Source organism: Enterococcus sp. DIV0703, from assembly GCF_051711065.1.
Classification (GTDB): Bacteria; Bacillota; Bacilli; order Lactobacillales; family Enterococcaceae; genus Enterococcus_B; species Enterococcus_B hirae.
In genome coordinates this window covers 1,995,021-2,015,179 of sequence record NZ_JBIOLX010000001.1, presented here as the reverse complement: position 1 = coordinate 2,015,179, position 20,159 = coordinate 1,995,021, and the positions used below count along the sequence as shown (strand labels likewise).

Annotated in this window: 14 protein-coding genes; 11 read left to right on the top strand and 3 right to left on the bottom strand. The window is 37.7% G+C overall.

Annotated elements, in window-relative coordinates; genetic code table 11:
* The first annotated feature begins 95 nt into the window (after positions 1 to 95).
* Positions 96 to 2,474 (top strand): hypothetical protein, encoded by a 2,379-nt coding sequence (locus IGK81_RS09180; RefSeq protein WP_198498087.1) that lies wholly within the window; start codon positions 96 to 98, stop codon positions 2,472 to 2,474.
* 91 nt (positions 2,475 to 2,565) lie between these two features.
* Here IGK81_RS09180 and IGK81_RS09175 read toward each other — a convergent pair whose 3' ends face one another.
* Positions 2,566 to 4,911 carry a transglycosylase domain-containing protein gene (locus IGK81_RS09175; protein WP_034700950.1) on the bottom strand — a complete coding sequence of 782 codons (2,346 nt, stop codon included), beginning with the start codon at positions 4,909 to 4,911 and terminating at the stop codon, positions 2,566 to 2,568.
* A gap of 292 nt (positions 4,912 to 5,203) precedes the next feature.
* Here IGK81_RS09175 and IGK81_RS09170 point away from each other — a divergent pair, with 292 nt between their 5' ends.
* Complete coding sequence (locus IGK81_RS09170; RefSeq protein WP_010737962.1) at positions 5,204 to 6,103, top strand: deoxyribonuclease IV; 900 nt, start codon at positions 5,204 to 5,206, stop codon at positions 6,101 to 6,103.
* A 244-nt stretch (positions 6,104 to 6,347) separates the two neighbouring features.
* Here IGK81_RS09170 and IGK81_RS09165 read toward each other — a convergent pair whose 3' ends face one another.
* A complete protein-coding gene (locus tag IGK81_RS09165; protein ID WP_010718543.1) occupies positions 6,348 to 7,925 on the bottom strand; it encodes an Nramp family divalent metal transporter in 1,578 nt (525 codons plus the stop codon).
* A gap of 238 nt (positions 7,926 to 8,163) precedes the next feature.
* On the opposite strand from IGK81_RS09165, the gene IGK81_RS09160 reads away from it, so the two are divergent.
* From IGK81_RS09160 to IGK81_RS09145, 4 genes are all read left to right on the top strand, one after another.
* Positions 8,164 to 8,388, top strand: a complete 225-nt coding sequence (locus IGK81_RS09160) for a YneF family protein (protein ID WP_010718542.1) — start codon at positions 8,164 to 8,166, stop codon at positions 8,386 to 8,388.
* A 174-nt stretch (positions 8,389 to 8,562) separates the two neighbouring features.
* Complete coding sequence (locus IGK81_RS09155) at positions 8,563 to 10,323, top strand: ABC transporter ATP-binding protein (RefSeq protein ID WP_034700948.1); 1,761 nt, start codon at positions 8,563 to 8,565, stop codon at positions 10,321 to 10,323.
* On the top strand, positions 10,313 to 12,091 hold the full coding sequence (locus IGK81_RS09150) for an ABC transporter ATP-binding protein (protein WP_034700946.1): 1,779 nt from the start codon (positions 10,313 to 10,315) through the stop codon (positions 12,089 to 12,091). Before IGK81_RS09155 ends, IGK81_RS09150 begins: the two co-directional genes overlap by 11 nt.
* A gap of 232 nt (positions 12,092 to 12,323) precedes the next feature.
* On the top strand, positions 12,324 to 12,539 hold the full coding sequence (locus IGK81_RS09145) for a hypothetical protein (RefSeq protein ID WP_034700944.1): 216 nt from the start codon (positions 12,324 to 12,326) through the stop codon (positions 12,537 to 12,539).
* A 132-nt stretch (positions 12,540 to 12,671) separates the two neighbouring features.
* Here the strand turns inward: IGK81_RS09145 and IGK81_RS09140 are convergent, their stop codons facing one another.
* Positions 12,672 to 13,562 (bottom strand): MurR/RpiR family transcriptional regulator, encoded by an 891-nt coding sequence (locus IGK81_RS09140; RefSeq protein WP_010737959.1) that lies wholly within the window; start codon positions 13,560 to 13,562, stop codon positions 12,672 to 12,674.
* A 220-nt stretch (positions 13,563 to 13,782) separates the two neighbouring features.
* Here IGK81_RS09140 and IGK81_RS09135 point away from each other — a divergent pair, with 220 nt between their 5' ends.
* From IGK81_RS09135 to IGK81_RS09115, 5 genes are all read left to right on the top strand, one after another.
* Positions 13,783 to 15,177, top strand: a complete 1,395-nt coding sequence (locus IGK81_RS09135) for a 6-phospho-beta-glucosidase (RefSeq protein ID WP_034700942.1) — start codon at positions 13,783 to 13,785, stop codon at positions 15,175 to 15,177.
* A 13-nt stretch (positions 15,178 to 15,190) separates the two neighbouring features.
* Complete coding sequence (locus tag IGK81_RS09130) at positions 15,191 to 16,624, top strand: 6-phospho-beta-glucosidase (protein WP_034700940.1); 1,434 nt, start codon at positions 15,191 to 15,193, stop codon at positions 16,622 to 16,624.
* A gap of 146 nt (positions 16,625 to 16,770) precedes the next feature.
* Positions 16,771 to 17,700, top strand: coding sequence for a thioredoxin-disulfide reductase (gene trxB, locus IGK81_RS09125; RefSeq protein WP_034700938.1), 930 nt, complete (start codon positions 16,771 to 16,773; stop codon positions 17,698 to 17,700).
* A gap of 254 nt (positions 17,701 to 17,954) precedes the next feature.
* The gene (locus IGK81_RS09120) at positions 17,955 to 18,290 is read left to right on the top strand and encodes a hypothetical protein (protein WP_034700936.1); all 336 of its coding nucleotides are present in this window, start codon (positions 17,955 to 17,957) and stop codon (positions 18,288 to 18,290) included.
* A 137-nt stretch (positions 18,291 to 18,427) separates the two neighbouring features.
* Entirely contained in the window at positions 18,428 to 20,155 is a 1,728-nt protein-coding gene (locus tag IGK81_RS09115) for a phospho-sugar mutase (RefSeq protein ID WP_010737954.1), read from the top strand.
* Positions 20,156 to 20,159: the final 4 nt, after the last annotated feature.

The window sequence follows — 20,159 nt, the reverse complement described above, 5'->3', positions numbered from 1 at the left end:
TGTAAAAACTTGGACAAATTTTAGCTTTTTATTCCGTATAATGAAATGGAATCTCTATCAGAAGAGAAAATTTAAATTGTAAGGAGAAGTTATAAATGTCAGATTTTTATTTTGTGAAACTGCTTCCTGATGTTTACGATGAGTTAAAAACTTCAAAGTATAAAGACATAATATTAGAAAATTTAAATAGGACATATCTTGCATTGGAAAGAAATAGGAGAAATTGGTATATTCCTATTAAATCTTTTACAGAGAATGCTATTACAGATTTTGTATTTCCATTACCAGTAATGGAAGAGAAGTACAAGAACAATCGTCGCTGTACTCCAGGTTTTGTTTTTAATCATTCCTTATATCTTGATTCTTCACTGGTAATAGTAACTAAGGATCCGGGAATGGAATTATATCGTCCGTTTATAGAAGAAAATAAAGAAAAGATCATAGAAAAATTTTATTATTTTGTAAGTGTGGCACATCATATTAATGCACGTGGTAAGTGGGGTAGCTCAATTGACTTATTTCCAGAAGGAGTTGAATATACACTAAATCTTAGGTTTAATGAGGGAATAGACGATAAAAGTATACAAAGCTTGAACAAACGGGGGGATAGGGAAGGGATTGAAACGTATCGAAAAAAACAACTTTCAACTTTTCTAGAAGAGGATAATTTTATTAAGTTTTTATCTGTTACAGCGCATCTTCCTTGGCAACAGTCAAAAATAACCCAAAACCTGATCGCCCAAAAACCAGATGTCCAATTGGCTCTCGAGGCTCAGGAATGGAAGAAACTAGAAAAAAAATTAAAACTGGGTCCAGACGCACTTTATAAAGACCATATAGAAGTACGTTTCGACAAAAAAACAAAAAGTAAACTAACAGCTTCTTTTCTAGTACAGGTTTTCGATGTTAGTGAATTAGCGGAAAAGCAAGAAATACCCAGACCAGCATACTATGTAGGGAATCAAACAGTTGATTCATTTCTCTACCAAATTTTGTTCCAAAGTATTAACCAATTTACAAGTATGCCAATCGAGATTCAATCAGGGATGAATGATAAACAAACATTGAGTAACTTTATGCGTTCAGCCATACATAAGACAAGAGGAACTAGTACCGATTATCCAGACCAATTAGAATATTTTAAATCAGAAGCGATTGGTTATATCTTAGCAAAACATATAGGTTTACATACGGAGAGTTATTCTTTTGAATATCTTTCTACTTTGAAAAAAAGTGAATTGTCTGACAGTAAAATCGATGCTATTTTACTTAGCATTAGTAGGAAAGTAAGTCAAATATATGGACGGTTTAGAGACAATTTTAACGATATTTTGAAAAAAAGCATGGAAAATGATACAGTCTTCCAATTTCAAAACAATCAATCTATTGAGTTATTAGATCCTGTCAACAAATGGAGAAAAAGACGTGAAGCTTCAAATGAACGTAATCAAAAAAGGGTTGACAGCATACGTTTGGAAGAAGAGAAACAAAAACAGCATGACCCACAAGTATGGATAGAAGTACAAACTAGCAGTAGTGAAAGAACCAATTGGAATAAAGATGAAAGTAAAATGCAAAGTCCTGAAGAGCCAAATAGAGAAAACAATAGCGATTATTGTAGGGAAATCGAAAGTAAGCAAGTGATGACTGTCAAAGAAGGGGATAACCGGCAATCAGGTGACTTTAAAGGAAAAGACAAAGATGATGCAAGCCTACCTTTAGAAAAAGCTGAGCCCTCGATGAATATCGATGGAAATGACCAACAGTCAGATAACCTAAAGAAATCAAGTGAAACGAACCCGCTGTGGTTTGAAATTGGGGTATGGGAACCAGTCATACATGAAAAAGAAAAAAGCAAACCTGCTGCCAATGATCTAAATAGTTTTAACCCTAGCACCTTTAAAAGCTTGACTGCTCCTAAATTCAAAGAAGAAACCAGCCTATATTTAGAAAAAGCTGAGCCCTCGATGAATATCAATGGAAATGACCAACAGTCAGATAACCTAAAGAAATCAAGTGAAACGAACCCGCTGTGGTTTGAAATTGGGGTATGGGAACCAGTCATACATGAAAAAGAAAAAAGCAAACCTGCTACCAATGATCTAAATAGTTTTAACCCTAGCACCTTTAAAAGCTTGACTGCTCCTAAATTCAAAGAAGGAACCAGCCTATATTTAGAAAAAGCTGAGCCCTCGATGAATATCAATGGAAATGACCAACAGTCAGATAACCTAAAGAAATCAAGTGAAACGAACCCGCTGTGGTTTGAAATTGGGGTATGGGAACCAGTCACATATGAAAAAGAAAAAAGCAAACCTGCTATCAATGATCTAAATCAGTCTAAATATTCACCGACTACAGATAAAAATACTCATCAACAGCAAACAGTGGATCAAAAAAGGAATAAAGCAATAAACTTAGTCAAACAGCAAGAAAAAAAGCGTACGGGCTCTACTGAAAAATTAACAAGATAAAAACAGTCGCCAAAATTGGCGACTGTTTTTAGGTTCTTTGTCAAATAATGTCAGTTCGTTTTCATCAATATTAAAGATGATAGACTTTGAATTATTCATTTTCTTTATCATTTTCTTTTTTGGCTGGATTTGCTCGAGCAAAGGCTGAAGCAGTACCCCAATAATTTTTATAGTTTTCATCCGTTCCACCGACACCAAACTTGAATGTTGATTTTTTTGGACCATTTTTTGCCCAAAGCGATTCAACTGTCTGACTTGGTGTTTCGATGGTTTTCTTATCAACAGTAACTTTACCAGGAAGTTGTCCTGTAAAGGATGCTACTTTTTTCTTGGAGACATCAGAAGATAATTCAAATTTATCCTTTGTCCCGAACATCGCTGGATTTGCTTGGTATACTTGATTAATGAGATTGGCTAAATAGCTAGAAGAACGTAATCGGGCTCTTGAGTCCATTCCAGTGTTGTCATCGTGACCTGCCCAACTACTGATCGTAATAGATGGCGTTGAAACAATCAGCCAAGAATCACGGTAGTCATTTGTTGAACCTGTTTTGCCGATCCAATCCGCTTGTCCCAGTTCATGATTTAAAGCAGTAATATCATCTTTAAAAGGTGTCGTGATTTTCGCAGTGATTACACTACGCATCATATCATTCATAATTGATGCTGTAGCTTCAGAATACACTCTTACAGGTTTTTCCTCATGTTTGTAGATGACTTTTCCTGAGTTATCAGTAATTGAATCAATCAAATAACCTTCTTGATAGACCCCGCCATTAGCTAAAGCTTGGAAGCCATTGGTTTGTTCCAAAGTCGTTACATCAACGGTTCCCAAAGGTGCAGACTCAACGCCCCAATTATCGTTGGTTGGATAATTCATTTTTGCCAAGTAATTTTCATAAGCATATTGTTTAGAACCTCCATTTTCTAAAACATCCTGATATAAATGATAGGCAGGGATATTGTTAGACCATTCCAAAGATTCTCGAATCGTTTGGAAGGTATTAGAACCTTCATTCGTTGCATTGACGATTTTTTCTCCTGCGTTACTTCCTTCTTGCCAGGTAGTTGCGTAATCAGAAACACGTGATTCTGATCCTACGAGCCCCATATCGATGGCTGGACCATACACGAGTACTGGTTTAATCGAAGACCCAGCTTGTCTTTGGGTGTCAAAAGCATGATTATTTTGGTTTTGTAGATAATTTCTACCACCAACAAAACCATAGATACGACCAGTTTTATTATCCATCAAGACATTTCCTGTCTCAACTTGTGTGGCTTTGCCATCGTCTAATAGATGACCATAACTTTTTGCTGCTTCTTGCATTGCCGCATAAACATTTTTATCGATCGTTGAATGGATCGTATAACCTTTGTTTTGGATCGTTTGTTGTGCTTTTTGATAGTAGGCATCATAGACTGAACTATCAGATAAATCTGCATCATCTTTTTCAGCTAATTGTTTAGTGATGATCTCTGTGGCTTCACCCATAACGGTATAATATAGAAACTCACGATCACTTTGTTCAGCAATCTGTTGTGGTAAGAAATCTTTCGTGAGATCATAAGCTTTCGCTTCTTCATATTGTTGTTTTGTGATTTTATTTTCACGATACATGCTGAATAGAACCACATCTTTTCGATTTAATCCTGCTGAAAGGTCTTCTTTTAAACTCCCAGTATTTGTATAAGGACTATAAGTGATCGGACTTTGTGGCAAGCCTGCGATAAAGGCAGCTTGTGGCAAGTTGACATCCTTGGCATTGACACCAAAGATTCCTTTCGCTGCTTCTTGTACACCAGCGATATTTTGTCCTTTATTGTTTCGACCAAATGGAGAAACATTTAGATACATAGAAATAATTTCATTTTTGGAAAAGTGTTTCTCGACTTGTGCTGCTAATAAAATTTCATTTGCTTTTCGCTTGAATGTTGTTTCATCAGTTAAGATTTGTTGTTTGACTAACTGTTGAGTCAACGTGGAACCACCGGAAGAACCGATACCAGTTGCTTCAGAAAATAAAGCACGCAAAACAGCTTTTGGTACATAGCCGTTATGTCGCTCAAAATACTCATCTTCAGTACTAATGATTGCAGTTTTCAATAAAGGCGAAATTTGATCTGAAGGAACGGCTGTCCGCATTAAATCAGTTTGGATCTTTGATATTTCAGAATTGTCAGCATAAACAAGTTTAGATGTTTCTGTAATGTTGCCAAGCTCTGATTGCAGGGTTGCTTTGGATGGTATTTCGGTATCTTCAACAAGATAGGCAAAATAACCAGCTCCGATACCAACACCAAGGGCTGCCAGTAGCAGAAGAAGGACGACGATAAAAGTAGTCAGTGATTGGAAGACACCAAAAGCGATGTTTAATCCCAACCATTTTTGCTTTTTCCTTCGATGTTGCTTTTTCCGAGTATCTTTACGTGGCAAAAGGGTTCACCTCAACTAATAGTTTTATTTCGCTAATTATAGCAAATAATGGAACAAAAAAACAGATATGGTGATTTTTATAAGGATTATTTCAACTTTCTTTTTCTGAATGATAGAGTGAACGAGGAACTTAAAGCACTAGACCGGTTTTCGAGTCGTAAACTTTCCTTTCACTATATGTTCAGTTAAAATAGAAAAAGATTAGCTTATTTAGAGTGATTATCAATGAATGGAATATGGCTTGATAAGGATTTCGATCATTGACTCACTTTTTATGGAGAGGAAGAATTTTATGTTATTAGGGTCACACGTAAGCATGAGTGGGAAAAAAATGCTATTAGGGGCAGCAGAAGAAGCTGCAAGTTACGGTGCTTCAACCTTTATGATTTATACTGGAGCACCGCAAAATACTAGACGTAAAGCAATTGAAGACATGAATATCGAAGCGGGGAAAGCGTATATGAAGGAACATGGATTATCTGATATAGTGGTTCATGCACCTTATATTATTAATTTGGGAAATACGATTAAACCGGAGATGTTTCCTTTTGCGGTTCAATTTTTAAGAGAAGAGATCGTCCGAGCGGAGGCTTTAGGAGCAACACAGATCACTTTGCATCCAGGTGCCCATGTCGGTGCTGGTGCCGAAGCTGGTATCGCCAAAATCATTGAAGGATTGAATGAAGTTTTGACGAAAGAACAGACTGCACAAATTGCTTTAGAGACAATGGCTGGTAAAGGGACGGAAGTCGGTCGGACATTTGAAGAATTAGCGCAGATCATTGATGGCGTGACTTTGAATGAAAAATTGTCTGTGACATTTGATACTTGTCATACGAACGATGCAGGCTATGACGTGTGTCATGATTTTTCAGGTGTCATGACAGAATTTGATAAAGTAATCGGCTTGGATCGATTGAAAGTGTTACACATCAATGACTCGAAGAATCCTCAAGGGTCACATAAGGATCGTCATGCTAATATTGGTTTCGGGACGATCGGTTTTGATGCACTGAAAGAAATCGTACATGAACCGATGTTTTCAGATATTGCCAAAATCTTAGAAACCCCTTATGTAGGGAAAGAGAAAAAAACGGCCTATGCACCATATGGAAAAGAAATTGCTATGTTAAAAGAAAAACACTTTGATCCAGAAGCTTTCCCAGAATTATTAGCAGCAGTGAATGAATAAACAAATGAAACCTTAAAGTTTTGATTGTAGGATTTGTGCAAAATCTACTGATATTAGTAGAAAAAAACGTGATTTATCTACTTCACGAAGACATTTCAACAAATGGACATAAAAGTTGTTGAATGTAGTAATACGAATTAAAATAAGCCGAAGAATTTCCCAGAGTAACCATTTCGGGATTCTTTGGCTTATTTTTTAAAGTTGGACACTTAAGGAACAACTTTTTTATCATCTAATCTTTTTATTAGTTATTTTCTTGAACGGTTAGTTGTTGCAAACGTTCTGCGTATCTTTTGTTCCCTTTATACAAGTCGACGATCGTCCAACACAATAAGGCTAAGACAGCAAAGATAATCAAGTAAGCCACATTGTCTGCCCACATCAATTCATTGGTAGTTGCTTGATCACCAAAGAAACTTTCGATTTGTCCAGGCAACCCTCGTAAATTCAAGAATGTCAGACTGATTACGGAGATCCAGCCTAAAGATTTAACGAATAGATTATTTTTAAATTGTTTCCCCATCTCTACTTCACTATTTGTCATCATCAATAATGGAATCATTGAAAAAGGAAGCGCAAATGCAAGGAATACTTGAGATTCGTTCATCAAATGATTCAAAGCAGTATGTTCTTCGATCGTTCCTTTCGTGCTGGTAAAGAGGACACAGAGTAAAACAGGGATGACAGACAAGAGACGTGTGACCAAACGACGTAACCAAATCGGCATACGCATGTGGATAAAGCCTTCCATGATCACTTGTCCTGTCAGTGTTCCAGTAATCGTAGAATTTTGTCCAGAAGCTAAAAGGGCAACAGCAAATAATGTAGATAAAATGCCAGATTTTGCTACAGTGGTCAATACATCATTGCTCATAACAGAAGGATTAGACAATGCTTCGTAAAGCCCAAAAAATGATGGGTCTTGCACAGAACCATTTTTAAATACTGCAACGCCCATGATCAAAAGTAAAGCATTGACTAAAAAAGCCATAGTTAATTGAATATTAGAATCCCAAGTTGTAAAACGAACAGCTCGAGCGATATCGGTTGGGTCTTTCCGATCGATTTCTCTCGTTTGTGAGACTGCAGAATGGAGATACAAATTATGAGGCATGACAGTTGCGCCAATGATTCCTAATGCACCTGTCAATGGTGTTTCACCACCAATCATCGGTGAATCAGCAAACGTTTTGCTATTAGGAACAAAGCCAGCAAATAAATGTTTCCAGTCGGGATTTGACAAAGCCACTTGGTAGACAAAAACGAATAAAATGACAAAGATCAAACAAACGACGATCGCTTCAATTTTACGAAAGCCAATCTTAGTTAACATCAATAAAACAAAAACATCAAAAACAGTAATAAATACGGCAATTACTAATGGAATATCAAAAAGTAAATAAAGGGCAATGGCGGCCCCAATTACTTCTGCAATATCGGTTGCCATGATTGCCAATTCAGTTAACACCCACAAAATCACACCAAGTGTTTTACTTGTACGGGCTCGGATGGCTTGGGCTAAATCCATTTGACTAACGATGCCTAGTTTTGCTGCCATATATTGCAAGAGCATAGCGACTAAGCTGGATAAAAGAATGACTGACATCAGTAAATATTGAAAGTTTTGTCCTCCTGTAATAGAAGTCGACCAGTTTCCTGGGTCCATATAACCTACCGCAACGAGTGCGCCAGGACCTGAATAAGCTAATAATGTTTTAAAAAAACTTTTCCCTTTAGGAACTTTGACTGTTCCGTTCACTTCAGCTAAAGATAAGCCGTTGGTGTGTTCAATCAATTTTTGTTTATGGAATTGATTACTCAAAAAAATCACCTCTCATTTTCTTCACGACCCCATTCTACACCTGCATCAAAAAAATTGAAAGCAATTTATTCGGTTTGCCTAAAAAAAATATATGGTTAAGCTTCTATTTGGCGAAGTTATAGGAAAGCAGTAAAATAAACTTTTTAGCCAAAACTAAAGAAAACGCCTTTCTTTTTTGGGAAAACTTTAGTAAAATAAGTCATTGAGAGCAATTCGGAAATAGAAAGGAGAGATTTATATGGTAAAAACAGGAATAGTCGTACTTATCGCAGTTATTGCTTTATTAATCGGCGCAATCGGTGGATTCTTTTTTGCGCGTAAATATATGAAAGATTATTTAGAAAAAAATCCTCCCGTTAATGAGGACATGTTACGATCAATGATGATGTCAATGGGGCAAAAACCATCTGAAAAGAAAATTCGTCAGATGATGCAACAAATGAAAAACCAAGGGAAAAAATAGGGTTTTCATTGGACAAATCATAGCGGGCTGATTGATTTCAGCTCGCTTTTTTTGTTAGATGGATTTATGGAAGCGATTAAAAACAAGGTTGTGTAGTTAGTGAGAAAAATGAGTGACACTGACTAAATTTTTAAGAGAAAAAGAGGTTGATGGGAGTTAAAAAGGAGGAAAAATATGTCTATTTTTAGGAAGTTGGGTTGGTTTTTTAAACAAGAAAAGAAGCACTATGTGATCGGCGTTTTTTCTTTATTATGTGTTGCCTTGGTTCAGTTAGTTCCGCCTAAAGTAATCGGGATCATCATCGATGAGATTGCAGATAAGAATCTCTCCATGCGATTTATCGTCTTTTGGATCGCTGTATTAATCGGATCTGCCATTTTACAGTATCTCTTTCGTTTCATTTGGCGGGTGAATATTTGGGGAAGTGCAGCGAGGTTAGAGAAGGAATTACGTCAGCGTTTGTTTATCCATTTCACTCGTATGGATAGTATGTTTTATCAAAAATATCGTACAGGTGATTTAATGGCACATGCGACCAATGATTTAAATGCGATTCAAAATGTGGCAGGAGCAGGCATCTTGACATTTGCTGATTCGGTCATTACTGGGGGAACCACAATCATTGCCATGATCCTTTTCATTGACTGGCGCTTGACTTTACTTGCTCTGATCCCTTTGCCGCTATTAGCTGTTACTTCAAGGATATTAGGATCAAAACTACATGATGCTTTTCGAGAATCACAAGAAGCTTTTTCCAGTATCAACGACAAAACGCAAGAAAGTATTACTGGGATTAAAGTAATCAAAACCTTTGGGCAAGAGCAGGAAGATCTGGCAGATTTTCAAGAAAAAATCGAACAGGCAATCACAAAGAATAAACGTGTCAACTTTTTAGATGCTTTGTTTGATCCGTTTATCACGCTGATCATTGGGTTATCTTATGTTTTAACGATCATCTTGGGTGGTAAATATGTGCTAGATGGCACGATCACGATTGGACAAATGGTTTCCTTCATCAGTTACATTGGAATGTTGGTTTGGCCGATGTTTGCTATTGGTCGGTTGTTCAATGTTCTGGAAAGAGGAAATGCTTCTTATGACCGAGTGAATGAACTCTTACATGAGAAGACCCATATCGTTGAACAACTTGGTGCAGTGAAGACACCCGCAAAAGGAGAATTAAATGTAGAGATCGCGCAATTCCATTATCCCAAAGAAGAATTACCCGCCTTGGAACAAATCAAGTTTGCAATTAAAGAAGGGGATACATTAGGAATTGTTGGTAAAACTGGTGCTGGAAAAACCACGATCATGAAGTTGCTGATGCGTGAATATGATGACTATCAAGGACAAATCAAATTTGGTGGTCGTTCGATCAAAGAATATTCCTTAGATGCTCTTTTACATTCTATTGGCTATGTACCACAAGATCATTTTTTGTTTTCAATGACGATTCGTGAGAATATCCGTTTTTCTGATCCTAAGTTATCTAACGAAGAAGTGGAAGCTGCTGCGTCGTTAGCATCAATCAACCAAGAGATCAAAGAATTACCGAAGGGGTATGAAACATTAGTTGGTGAGCGGGGTGTTTCCTTATCTGGTGGACAAAAACAGCGGATCTCGATTGCCAGAGCATTGATCCAAAATCCAGAGTTATTGATCCTTGACGATGCGTTGTCGGCAGTGGATGCTAAAACAGAAGAAAGAATTTTGCGGAATTTAAAAGAAATTCGTCAAAGTAAAACCACGATCATTGCCGCTCATCGACTAAGCAGTGTGATGCATGCTGATGAAATCATCGTCATTGACAAAGGACAGATCGTTGAACGTGGCCGTCACGCCGAGCTATTGGCTTTAGGTGGTTGGTACAAACAAATGTGGGAAAAACAACAGTTAGAAGCCAAAATTGAAAGGGGAGAAAATGATGGAAGATAACTATCAATCCGAATGGTCAAAATCCATTCCATTGCGAGAGCAAAAGCAAATCATTAAACGCTTGTTGCATTTTGCTAAACCCTTTAAAGCGACTTTCATCATTGCCATCCTGTTTGCTTTGGGATTGTCAGTAATCAATGTCCTATTACCTCGAATCATTCAAACCTTTATGGATGAATATTTAGCCAAACAATCTGCTACGACACAAGTGATTTTATTTTTTGCAGGCTTGTATTTATTTGGGGTCATCGTCAAAAGTATCATCTGGTTTTTCCAATGGTATTTGTATTCCAATGCTTCGCTTAAAACCTATCAATATATCCGTATAAAATTATTTGAAAAATTGCATACATTGGGAATGAGATATTTTGACCAGACACCAGCCGGCTCGACCGTCTCAAGAGTCACGAATGACACCGAAACGCTTTTTGAATTTTGGTATGTTTTTCTGATGGTATTGACAGGCATTTTCGCAGTAGTTTCCTCCTTTATTGCAATGTTTCAAATCAACGGACGCATTGCTTTATGGCTGTTGCTTTTTTTACCTGTTCTAGGAGTCGTGATCTGGTATTATCAAAAATTTAGTTCTCGGATTTATCGTAATATGCGAGAAAAGTTAAGTCAGTTGAATACTAAATTAAATGAATCCATTTCAGGGATGCGGATCATCCAGCAATTCCGGCAGGAAAAACGGTTAGCAAACGAATTTGAAGCGGTCAATACGGATTATCTCAATACACGATACGCTATGATCAAAACCAATTCGCTGTTATTGAGCCCGATTATCAGCTTTTTATATGCATTAGCCATTGCTTGGGCACTGACACTTTTTGGCTTAGATGCCTTAAAATCACCAGTGGAAGTTGGGCTGATCTATGCTTTCACCACATATGTCCAAGGGTTCTTCAATCCGATGTCTCAAATGATGGATTTCTTAAGTATATTCACTGACGGGATCGTCGCTGGTAGCAGAATCTTAAAAATCATGGACACAGAAGAATACGCACCACAGCAACATGAAGGAGCAAACAAAACCATCACTGAGGGGAAAATTGAATTTCGTAATGTCAGCTTTTCCTATGATGGAAAAAATAAAGTACTGAACAACATTTCTTTTGTTGCCAATCCTGGTGAAACTGTCGCATTAGTCGGTCATACTGGCAGTGGGAAAAGTTCGATCATCAATGTATTGATGCGTTTTTATGAATTTTATGAAGGGCAGATTTTAATTGACGGGTGTGATATTCGGGAATATCCGATTGCTGAACTTCGTAAAAAAATGGGGTTAGTTCTCCAAGATGCTTTTCTATTCTATGGGGATATTGCAGGAAATATACGTATGATGGATCCAGCGATCACAGATGAACAGATACGTGCAGCGGCAGAATTTGTCCAAGCCGATCGCTTTATTAATGAATTACCAAATGGGTATCATTCAAAAGTGATTGAGCGAGGCGCAAGTTATTCTAGTGGACAACGACAATTGATCACATTCGCACGAACCATTGTTACTGATCCTAAAATCTTGGTTTTAGATGAAGCAACTGCCAATATTGATACCGAGACAGAAGGGTTGATTCAAGAAGGATTAGCAAAGATGCGTCGAGGAAGAACCACTATTGCGATTGCGCACCGCTTGTCAACGATCAAAGATGCGGAACTCATTCTTGTCTTGGATAAAGGAAAAATCGTTGAACAAGGAACCCATCAGGAGTTGCTAGTAAAAGAAGGACTGTATGCTGATATGTATAAACTCCAAAGTGAATAGTTGTTCCAAATAGAAGTAATCAGACAGAGAAAAAGAGGAAATCATCTTCTTTTTCTCTGTTTTTTTAATAAAGACAATTTTATTGAGTATCAGAAGTAGAGTACCTTGAACAATAGCGTTTGAAATAAACAAAACAGATATAAAATAACTATTTAGTGATCATTTCTTAGCGGAGACATTTTATCGTCTGTCAGAACTTAATGAAAAACAAAAAGCAGTTTTGGTAGACTTAATGGCCGACAAGATTGATGATCCAAAAGTATCCGTAGAAGAGCTCAAAAAAGTAGTGGCTGCCAAAATGGAACAACTCTCATCAATTGAATCAAAACAAAGAAACAAAGAGAGTGAGGGGGGAGCAAGTTTTAGTCAGGCAAGAGAACGTGGACTAATAGGCGCTACTGAGCCTAGTCCAACTGCTAACAACTACGAAAAACAACATGAAATTTAAGCAAATAAGACCTAAAAAATATCCATGTTGTCATGGTAAATTTTTTAGGTTTTTCTTTTTGGACACGACTAACTTAACAAGCTAGATGGTGAAAAGAGAAAATGCATAAGAAGCTGAAAAGTGTGAGATAATTTATTCCTTAATTGCAGGAGGCTCTTCCATAATAGAGGAGCTGATTGGGCGATCGTCTACTTTTTGTCCGATTTTGATTAAATGGTTGAGGTTTTTTTGATATTCCTCTGCAAAGATACAGCTGTATAGTACGTCTAGTAAGTAACAAATTGAAGTATTGATCGTAAAATTACTGATTTTCGAATACAATCGTTCTCTGGTAGTGATACGAAGGATTGCTGAGCTGAAAGTAGAAAGAGTGGAATCACCAATACTCGTCAATGTTAAAATCGGCACATTGATTTCTTGCAAAATCTTGGCTGTTCGTAACATCATTTTATTTTCGCCGGTATAAGAAATTAAGATGGCACAAGTATCAGGCGTACAGTTGTAGGCTTCATAGTAGGATTCGCCTGAAGTCGTCACGATCGTTACGTCTCGTTTGATTCGCTTCATTTTCAACATAAAAGCCTGCGAGATCAAAGTATTCGAATTACTAGAAAAAAGGACGATTTTTTTTGCTTTCAATAAAAGCTGTTTTGCTCGTTGTAAGTCATCGTGGTGAAGCAATGAGAGTGTGTCTTCAATCGTCATTCGTTCCAGTGCAGCGACTTTGTTCGCAATAGACATGATTCCATCGTTTTCTAGAAAGGGGAGGTTGGCATCAACTTCTTGAAAATTTCCTTCCAAATACTCGTTTTCCGCTAAAAAAGCTTCCTTAAAGTGGACCCAACCGTTGAACCCAGCCTTTTTGGCAATCCGAATCAACGTAGAAGGATGGACATAACATGCCTTCGCAATTTGTTGAATTGTTGCTTCTTTGAGTTGATGTTCATGGCTTTGAATAAAATGGATCACTTCTGTTTCTGCGGGAGAAAAAGCAATTTTTTTTAATTTTTCTTTTAATAGCATGACGATCCTCTTTTACATATTTTTAATTTTTTGTGTAAAAATATTGTAAGCGCTATTTATTGATTCGTCAATCGTTCGTTGTTCTTATACAAGATTTTCACAAAATAATCGGCTATATAATGAATTTTTGTAAATGGAAATGCAAAAGAATAAAGTTAACTTGTTGTTTTCGTTTACAAAAAACATAATATAGTTGTAAAAACAAAAAAGGAGGAAGCTCATGGAACGAAAAGTGAAGATTGCAACAATTGGTGGCGGAAGTAGCTATACCCCTGAATTGATGGAAGGGTTTATTAAACGATATGAAGAATTACCGATTAAAGAAATCTGGTTAGTGGATGTAGCAGAGGGTCAAGAAAAATTAAGAATCGTCAGTGAAATGTCTCAACGAATGTGGGATGCTTCGCCTTATGATGTTAAGATCTATGCGACGTTGGATCGAGAAGAAGCACTGCGAGATGCTGATTTTGTAACAACTCAGTTTCGGGTAGGTCAATTAGATGCCAGAGTGAAAGATGAACGAATCCCTGCATATTATGGCATGCTTGGACAAGAAACCAATGGAGCTGGCGGGATGTTCAAAGCGTTTCGTACCATTCCGGTCATTCTTTCAATCGTAGAAGATATGAAAAGACTATGTCCCGATGCTTGGCTGATCAATTTTGCCAATCCTAGTGGAATGGTTACAGAAGCTGTCGTTCGCTACGGAAAATGGGAAAAGGTAATTGGGCTTTGTAATGTACCAGTTATGGCAATGATGACAGAGCCAGAAATGCTGGGAGAAACCAAAGAAGACTTGATTTATAAATTTGCTGGACTCAATCACTTTCATTGGCATAAAGTAGCAGATTCACATGGAAACGATCGAACGAATGAGCTAATCGACCGACTTTATGCTGAAAATAATGGCTTACCAAAAAATATATTCGATGTGCCGTTTTTCAAGGAACAATTACAACAAATGCAAATGATTCCTTGTGGCTACCATCGCTATTATTATCGTGAAGAAGAAATGTTGAACCATGCTTTAGAAGAATATCAAACAATTGGTACAAGAGCAGAACAAGTTAAAAAAACGGAAGCAGAATTATTTGAGTTGTATCAGGACCCAGAACTAGACCATAAACCAGAACAGTTACAACAACGTGGGGGTGCTTATTATTCAGATGCTGCCTGTGAAACGATCGCTTCGATCTATGCCAATAAAGAAACCCAAATCGTTGTTTCAACAAAAAATGACGGCGCTGTTCCTGATCTGCCTGCTGATTGTGTCGTGGAAGTCACAGCGTATGTCGGGGCACAAGGGGCACGCAACGTTGCTTTCGGTTCTTTGCCACCAGCTGAACGTGGCTGGCTTCAAGTCATGAAAAATATGGAATTATTGACGATCGAAGCGGCAGTGACGGGTAATTATGGCACAGCGCTTCAAGCATTTACGATTAATCCCTTAGTACGGTCGGGTGAAACAGCGAAACGGATCATGGATGAATTGTTTGTTGCTCACGAAGCGTATTTGCCACAATTTAAGGAAACGATCCACCGCTTAAAAGAAGAGGGGATCGAAGTACAAGATAAAATAGCAAACAACCTGACAAAAACTTATCAAAAACAATAATGGAGGAAGTAGGATGGCATTTAGGAAAGACTTTTTATGGGGTGGCGCAACGGCTGCCAATCAATGTGAAGGAGGCTACGCTGAAGGTGGACGTGGTTTAGCTAATGTTGATGTTGTTCCGATTGGTAAAGATCGTTTTTCAGTGATCACTGGGAAACAAAAAATGTTTGACTTTGATGAGGAACATTTTTATCCAGCAAAAACAGCCATTGATATGTACCATCGTTACAAAGAGGATATTGCACTTTTTGCGAAAATGGGATTTAAAACCTATCGCTTATCCATTGGGTGGAGTCGTATTTTTCCAAAAGGTGATGAAAAGGAACCAAATGAAGAAGGGTTGAAGTTCTATGAAGATGTCTTTAAAGAATGTCAAAAATATGGAATCGAACCGTTAGTGACAATCACTCATTTTGATTGTCCGATGCATTTGGTCAAAGAATATGGTGCTTGGCGTTCTCGAAAGTTGATAGAGTTTTATGAAAGACTTTGCCATGTCATTTTTAATCGTTACAAAGGACTAGTGAAATACTGGTTGACCTTCAACGAAATCAATATGATTTTACATGCTCCATTTATGGGCGCTGGATTGTATTTTGAAGAAGGGGACGATGTGGAACAAATCAAATACCAGGCAGCCCATCATGAACTAGTTGCTAGTGCAATCGCTACAAAGATCGCTCATGAAGTGGATCCAGAAAATAAAGTTGGTTGTATGTTAGCAGCCGGCGCAAATTATCCTTACACTTGTAAACCTGAAGATGTCTGGGCGTCAAGAAAGGCGGACCGGGAAAACTATTTCTTTATTGATGTCCAGTCAAGGGGAAGTTATCCAGCTTATGCCTTAAAAGAAATGGCACGTAATGGAATCAAAATCGAGATGGAACCAACTGACTTAGAAATATTAAAAGAACATACCGTTGATTTTATTTCATTCTCCTATTACTCTTCCCGGGTAGCTACTACTGATCCAAAAGTATTAGAGCAAACGGCCGGTAATATTTTTGAATCGGCTAAAAATCCTTATCTTTCAGCCAGTGAATGGGGCTGGCAAATTGATCCATTGGGGTTACGTATCACGATGAATGATCTTTATGATCGTTACCAAAAGCCATTGTTCATCGTCGAAAATGGATTAGGTGCGATTGATACACCAGATGAAAATGGCTATGTAGAAGACGACTATCGGATCGATTATTTAGCACAACATATCCAAGCAATGAAAGATGCGGTTGAGCTCGATGGTGTGGATCTCCTGGGCTACACGACTTGGGGCTGTATCGATCTTGTCTCTGCTGGGACTGGCGAAATGAAGAAACGCTATGGGTTCATCTACGTTGACCGTGACAACGAAGGAAATGGGACATTGGAACGCTCGAAGAAGAAATCGTTCAACTGGTATAAAAAAGTCATTGCAACAAATGGAGAAGATTTAAGTAACGAATAGTGAATCAAATAAAAGTCTATTGTTTTTAAACTAATTTTTCGAGTATAATAAATCTATTCGAGGAAAGAGTAAGCAGAACAATAGACTTTTTTTTCTATAGGCTGTAAAGTAAGCTTACTTGATTTTTATAATGGAGGAATGTACATATGTATGATGTTATCGTGATTGGTGCTGGACCTGCTGGAATGACTGCTGCGTTATATGCGTCACGTTCAAATCTTTCAGTTGCTATGATTGAACAAGGAGCACCGGGTGGACAAATGAATAACACCGCTGAAGTTGAAAATTATCCTGGATTTGATTCCATCATGGGACCTGATCTTGCTTATAAAATGTATGAAGGTGTCACTAAATTTGGAACAGAAAATGTCTATGGAATTGTGCAAGACATCAAAGACCATGGAAATTACAAAGAAGTGATTTGTGAAGAGCAATCTTATGAAGCCAAAACAGTGATCATCGCAACGGGTTGTATCCATCGTAAGTTAGGTGTTCCTGGAGAAGAAGAATACGCTGGACGAGGTGTTTCCTATTGTGCCGTATGTGATGGTGCTTTTTTCCGAAACAAACGCTTAGTCGTGATCGGCGGGGGCGATTCTGCGGTAGAAGAAGCCATCTACCTAACACAATTTGCTTCTGAAGTCGTGATTGTTCATCGAAGAGACGAATTACGTGCGCAAAAAATCATCCAAGATCGTGCCTTTGCTAATGAAAAGATTTCATTTGTCTGGGACACTGTCACAGATGAAATCGTTGGTAATGACATGGTGGTCACTGGGGTTAAAGCGCATAATGTGAAAACGAATGAAACCATTGATTTAGCAGCAGATGGCGTGTTTATTTACGTAGGATTAGATCCATTGACTGAACCATTTAAAAAAGCTGGTTTAACTAATGCAGCTGGTTGGATTCCAACAGATCAAGACATGCGTACGACTATGCCTGGTGTGTTCGCTATTGGGGATGTTCGTGAAAAAGATTTACGACAAATCACGACAGCAGTCGGCGATGGCGGCATTGCTGGTCAACAAGTTTATAAATATTTAGAATCATTAGAAGAAACAACACAAGCGTAAAGTGATCAAAAGAGATGAAGAGCTTCTTGAATACTATTCATTTTTATACTACTAAAGAGAGAGTGGGACAATAGTTCTTTCTCAAAAAGAAAATAAGTTCGATTTTGATGTTTATTGTCAAAATCGAACTTATTTTTTCTGTTATGCGTACTTTCCTCTCCATAAGGCATATACGTAGAGAATGCAAAATTGGCTTGAATAGTGCAAAACTAAATCCAAATTTAAAGATCCATTTTTGTTTAGATGGGCTAAATATGAGTGAGGTTTTATCTAAAGACAATTGCAACGGCAAAAAGATAACATCAACTGAGCTTCGCTACGTTTATCGCAATTGGAAGGAATTGAGCGAGAAAGTTATTTTTATGAAAGGAGGACAGAGGGTAAAAGCACCTTGGGAACAGGAACCAGAAGTTTGGCAAGCATATCAGCCGAAGAGTTGGAATAATATTGGAACTTTGCAAAAGAAAGAAGAGCAAACAAATAAAAAAAGAAAATTATTTGATATTCTAAAAAATAAAAAAACTCAACCAGATAATCGTAACGGTTCAGTGCAATTTCAAAAACAAGAAAAATCTTGTTTGATATTGTAAGAACAGTAGGAATAATCTTGATCTTGGTGAAAGAAAAGAAGATCCTATCTGCGCTTATTTTTTCTTCTGACTTTTCTATCTAAAAAGAGAATGCTATACTGAAAGAGGTAGATATTTTAGAAAGAGGTGTTCGCTTCATGTCTTGGGAACAAGTATACCAACAATGGGCCAATGAAGAAAATTTAGAAGAAAATTTAAAAAAACAATTAACTGATCTTAGTCAGGACCCTGAAAAGCTGGAAGATGCTTTTTATGCTCCTTTAGAATTTGGAACAGCAGGAATGCGGGGAATTTTAGGTCCTGGGATCAATCGAATGAATATTTATACGGTCAGACAAGCAACAGAAGGGCTGGCACGTTTTATGGATACACAAGGAGAAGAAACAAAACGTCGCGGCGTAGCGATTGCTTATGATTCACGCCATCAATCGCCTGAATTTGCGATGGAAGCAGCGAAGACTTTGGCACAACACGATATTCCTTCTTTTGTCTTTGAGAGTCTACGTCCAACACCTGAGCTTTCTTTCGCTGTTCGTCATTTGAATACGTTTGCGGGAATCATGGTGACAGCTTCTCATAACCCAGCAGCTTACAATGGCTATAAAGTTTATGGAGAAGATGGCGGACAAATGCCACCCGCTGATGCGGATGCATTGACAAAATATGTACGTGAAGTAAGTAATCCTTTAAAAGTCGCTGTTTTAGCTGATGACGAAGTAGAAACTAGTGGATTGATTACGATCATTGGTGAAGAAGTCGATAAAGCATATTTGGAAGAAATCAAAGCAGTCACGATTGATCAAGAATTAGTCCAAACAATGGGGAAAGACTTAAAATTGGTGTTTACACCCCTTCATGGTACAGGAAAAATGCTAGGAGAAAGAGCATTACAACAAGCTGGTTTCGAACAATTTATGCTTGTACCTGAACAAGCTGTAGCTGATCCTGACTTTACAACGGTTCAATCACCAAACCCTGAAGAACATTCAGCATTTGAGTATGCGATTCGTTTAGGTGAAAAAGAAGGCGCTGATCTATTGATTGCGACTGATCCTGATGCGGATCGCTTAGGAGCAGCAGTTCGCCAACCTGATGGCTCTTATAAAGTTTTGACCGGTAATCAAATCGGTGCGTTAATGATTCAATATATTTTAGAAGCACATCAATCACGAGGGACTTTACCTGAAAATGCAGCCGTACTTAAGTCAATCGTATCAAGTGAACTTCCTGCAGCCATCGCTGAAAGCTATGGCGCTACGATGATCAATGTCTTAACGGGCTTTAAATTTATTGCAGAAAAAATCCATCAATTTGAAAAAGATCATTCTCATACATTTATGTTTGGTTTTGAAGAAAGCTATGGTTACTTGGTCAAACCATTTGTACGTGATAAAGATGCAATCCAAGCACTCTTATTGTTAGCCGAAGTGGCTGCTTTTTATAAAAAACAAGGGAAGACACTTTATGACGGCTTACAAATGATTTTTGAAAAATATGGTTATTTTGCTGAAAAAACAATCTCAGTCACGATGAGTGGTCAAGAAGGTTCAGCCAAAATCGCTGCTTTGATGAAGAAATTCCGTGACCATGCCCCATCAGAATTTGCTGGAGCAAAAGTTCTTCAAACAGAAGATTTCAAAGAATTAACGAAAACAGATTCAGCTGGACGAGTGGAAAAATTAACGACACCTCCATCTGACGTATTAAAATATGTATTAGAAGAACATGGTTGGGTAGCGATCCGTCCTTCAGGAACAGAGCCAAAAATCAAATTCTATATCGGTGTAAAAGGCAATTCCGCACAAGAGGCACAAGAAAAGATCGATACCTATGAAGCAATCATCAAATCAATGACAGAAGAATAAAATA

What these genes read in the sequence shown, in the direction of transcription:
- IGK81_RS09180 (WP_198498087.1), top strand. Translation starts at nt 96, where the DNA reads ATGTCAGATTTTTATTTTGTGAAACTGCTTCCTGATGTTTACGATGAG.
- IGK81_RS09170 (WP_010737962.1), top strand. Translation starts at nt 5,204, where the DNA reads ATGTTATTAGGGTCACACGTAAGCATGAGTGGGAAAAAAATGCTATTA.
- IGK81_RS09160 (WP_010718542.1), top strand. Translation starts at nt 8,164, where the DNA reads ATGGTAAAAACAGGAATAGTCGTACTTATCGCAGTTATTGCTTTATTA.
- IGK81_RS09155 (WP_034700948.1), top strand. Translation starts at nt 8,563, where the DNA reads ATGTCTATTTTTAGGAAGTTGGGTTGGTTTTTTAAACAAGAAAAGAAG.
- IGK81_RS09150 (WP_034700946.1), top strand. Translation starts at nt 10,313, where the DNA reads ATGGAAGATAACTATCAATCCGAATGGTCAAAATCCATTCCATTGCGA.
- IGK81_RS09145 (WP_034700944.1), top strand. Translation starts at nt 12,324, where the DNA reads ATGGCCGACAAGATTGATGATCCAAAAGTATCCGTAGAAGAGCTCAAA.
- IGK81_RS09140 (WP_010737959.1), bottom strand. Translation starts at nt 13,562, where the DNA reads ATGCTATTAAAAGAAAAATTAAAAAAAATTGCTTTTTCTCCCGCAGAA.
- IGK81_RS09135 (WP_034700942.1), top strand. Translation starts at nt 13,783, where the DNA reads ATGGAACGAAAAGTGAAGATTGCAACAATTGGTGGCGGAAGTAGCTAT.
- IGK81_RS09130 (WP_034700940.1), top strand. Translation starts at nt 15,191, where the DNA reads ATGGCATTTAGGAAAGACTTTTTATGGGGTGGCGCAACGGCTGCCAAT.
- trxB (WP_034700938.1), top strand. Translation starts at nt 16,771, where the DNA reads ATGTATGATGTTATCGTGATTGGTGCTGGACCTGCTGGAATGACTGCT.
- IGK81_RS09120 (WP_034700936.1), top strand. Translation starts at nt 17,955, where the DNA reads ATGAGTGAGGTTTTATCTAAAGACAATTGCAACGGCAAAAAGATAACA.
- IGK81_RS09115 (WP_010737954.1), top strand. Translation starts at nt 18,428, where the DNA reads ATGTCTTGGGAACAAGTATACCAACAATGGGCCAATGAAGAAAATTTA.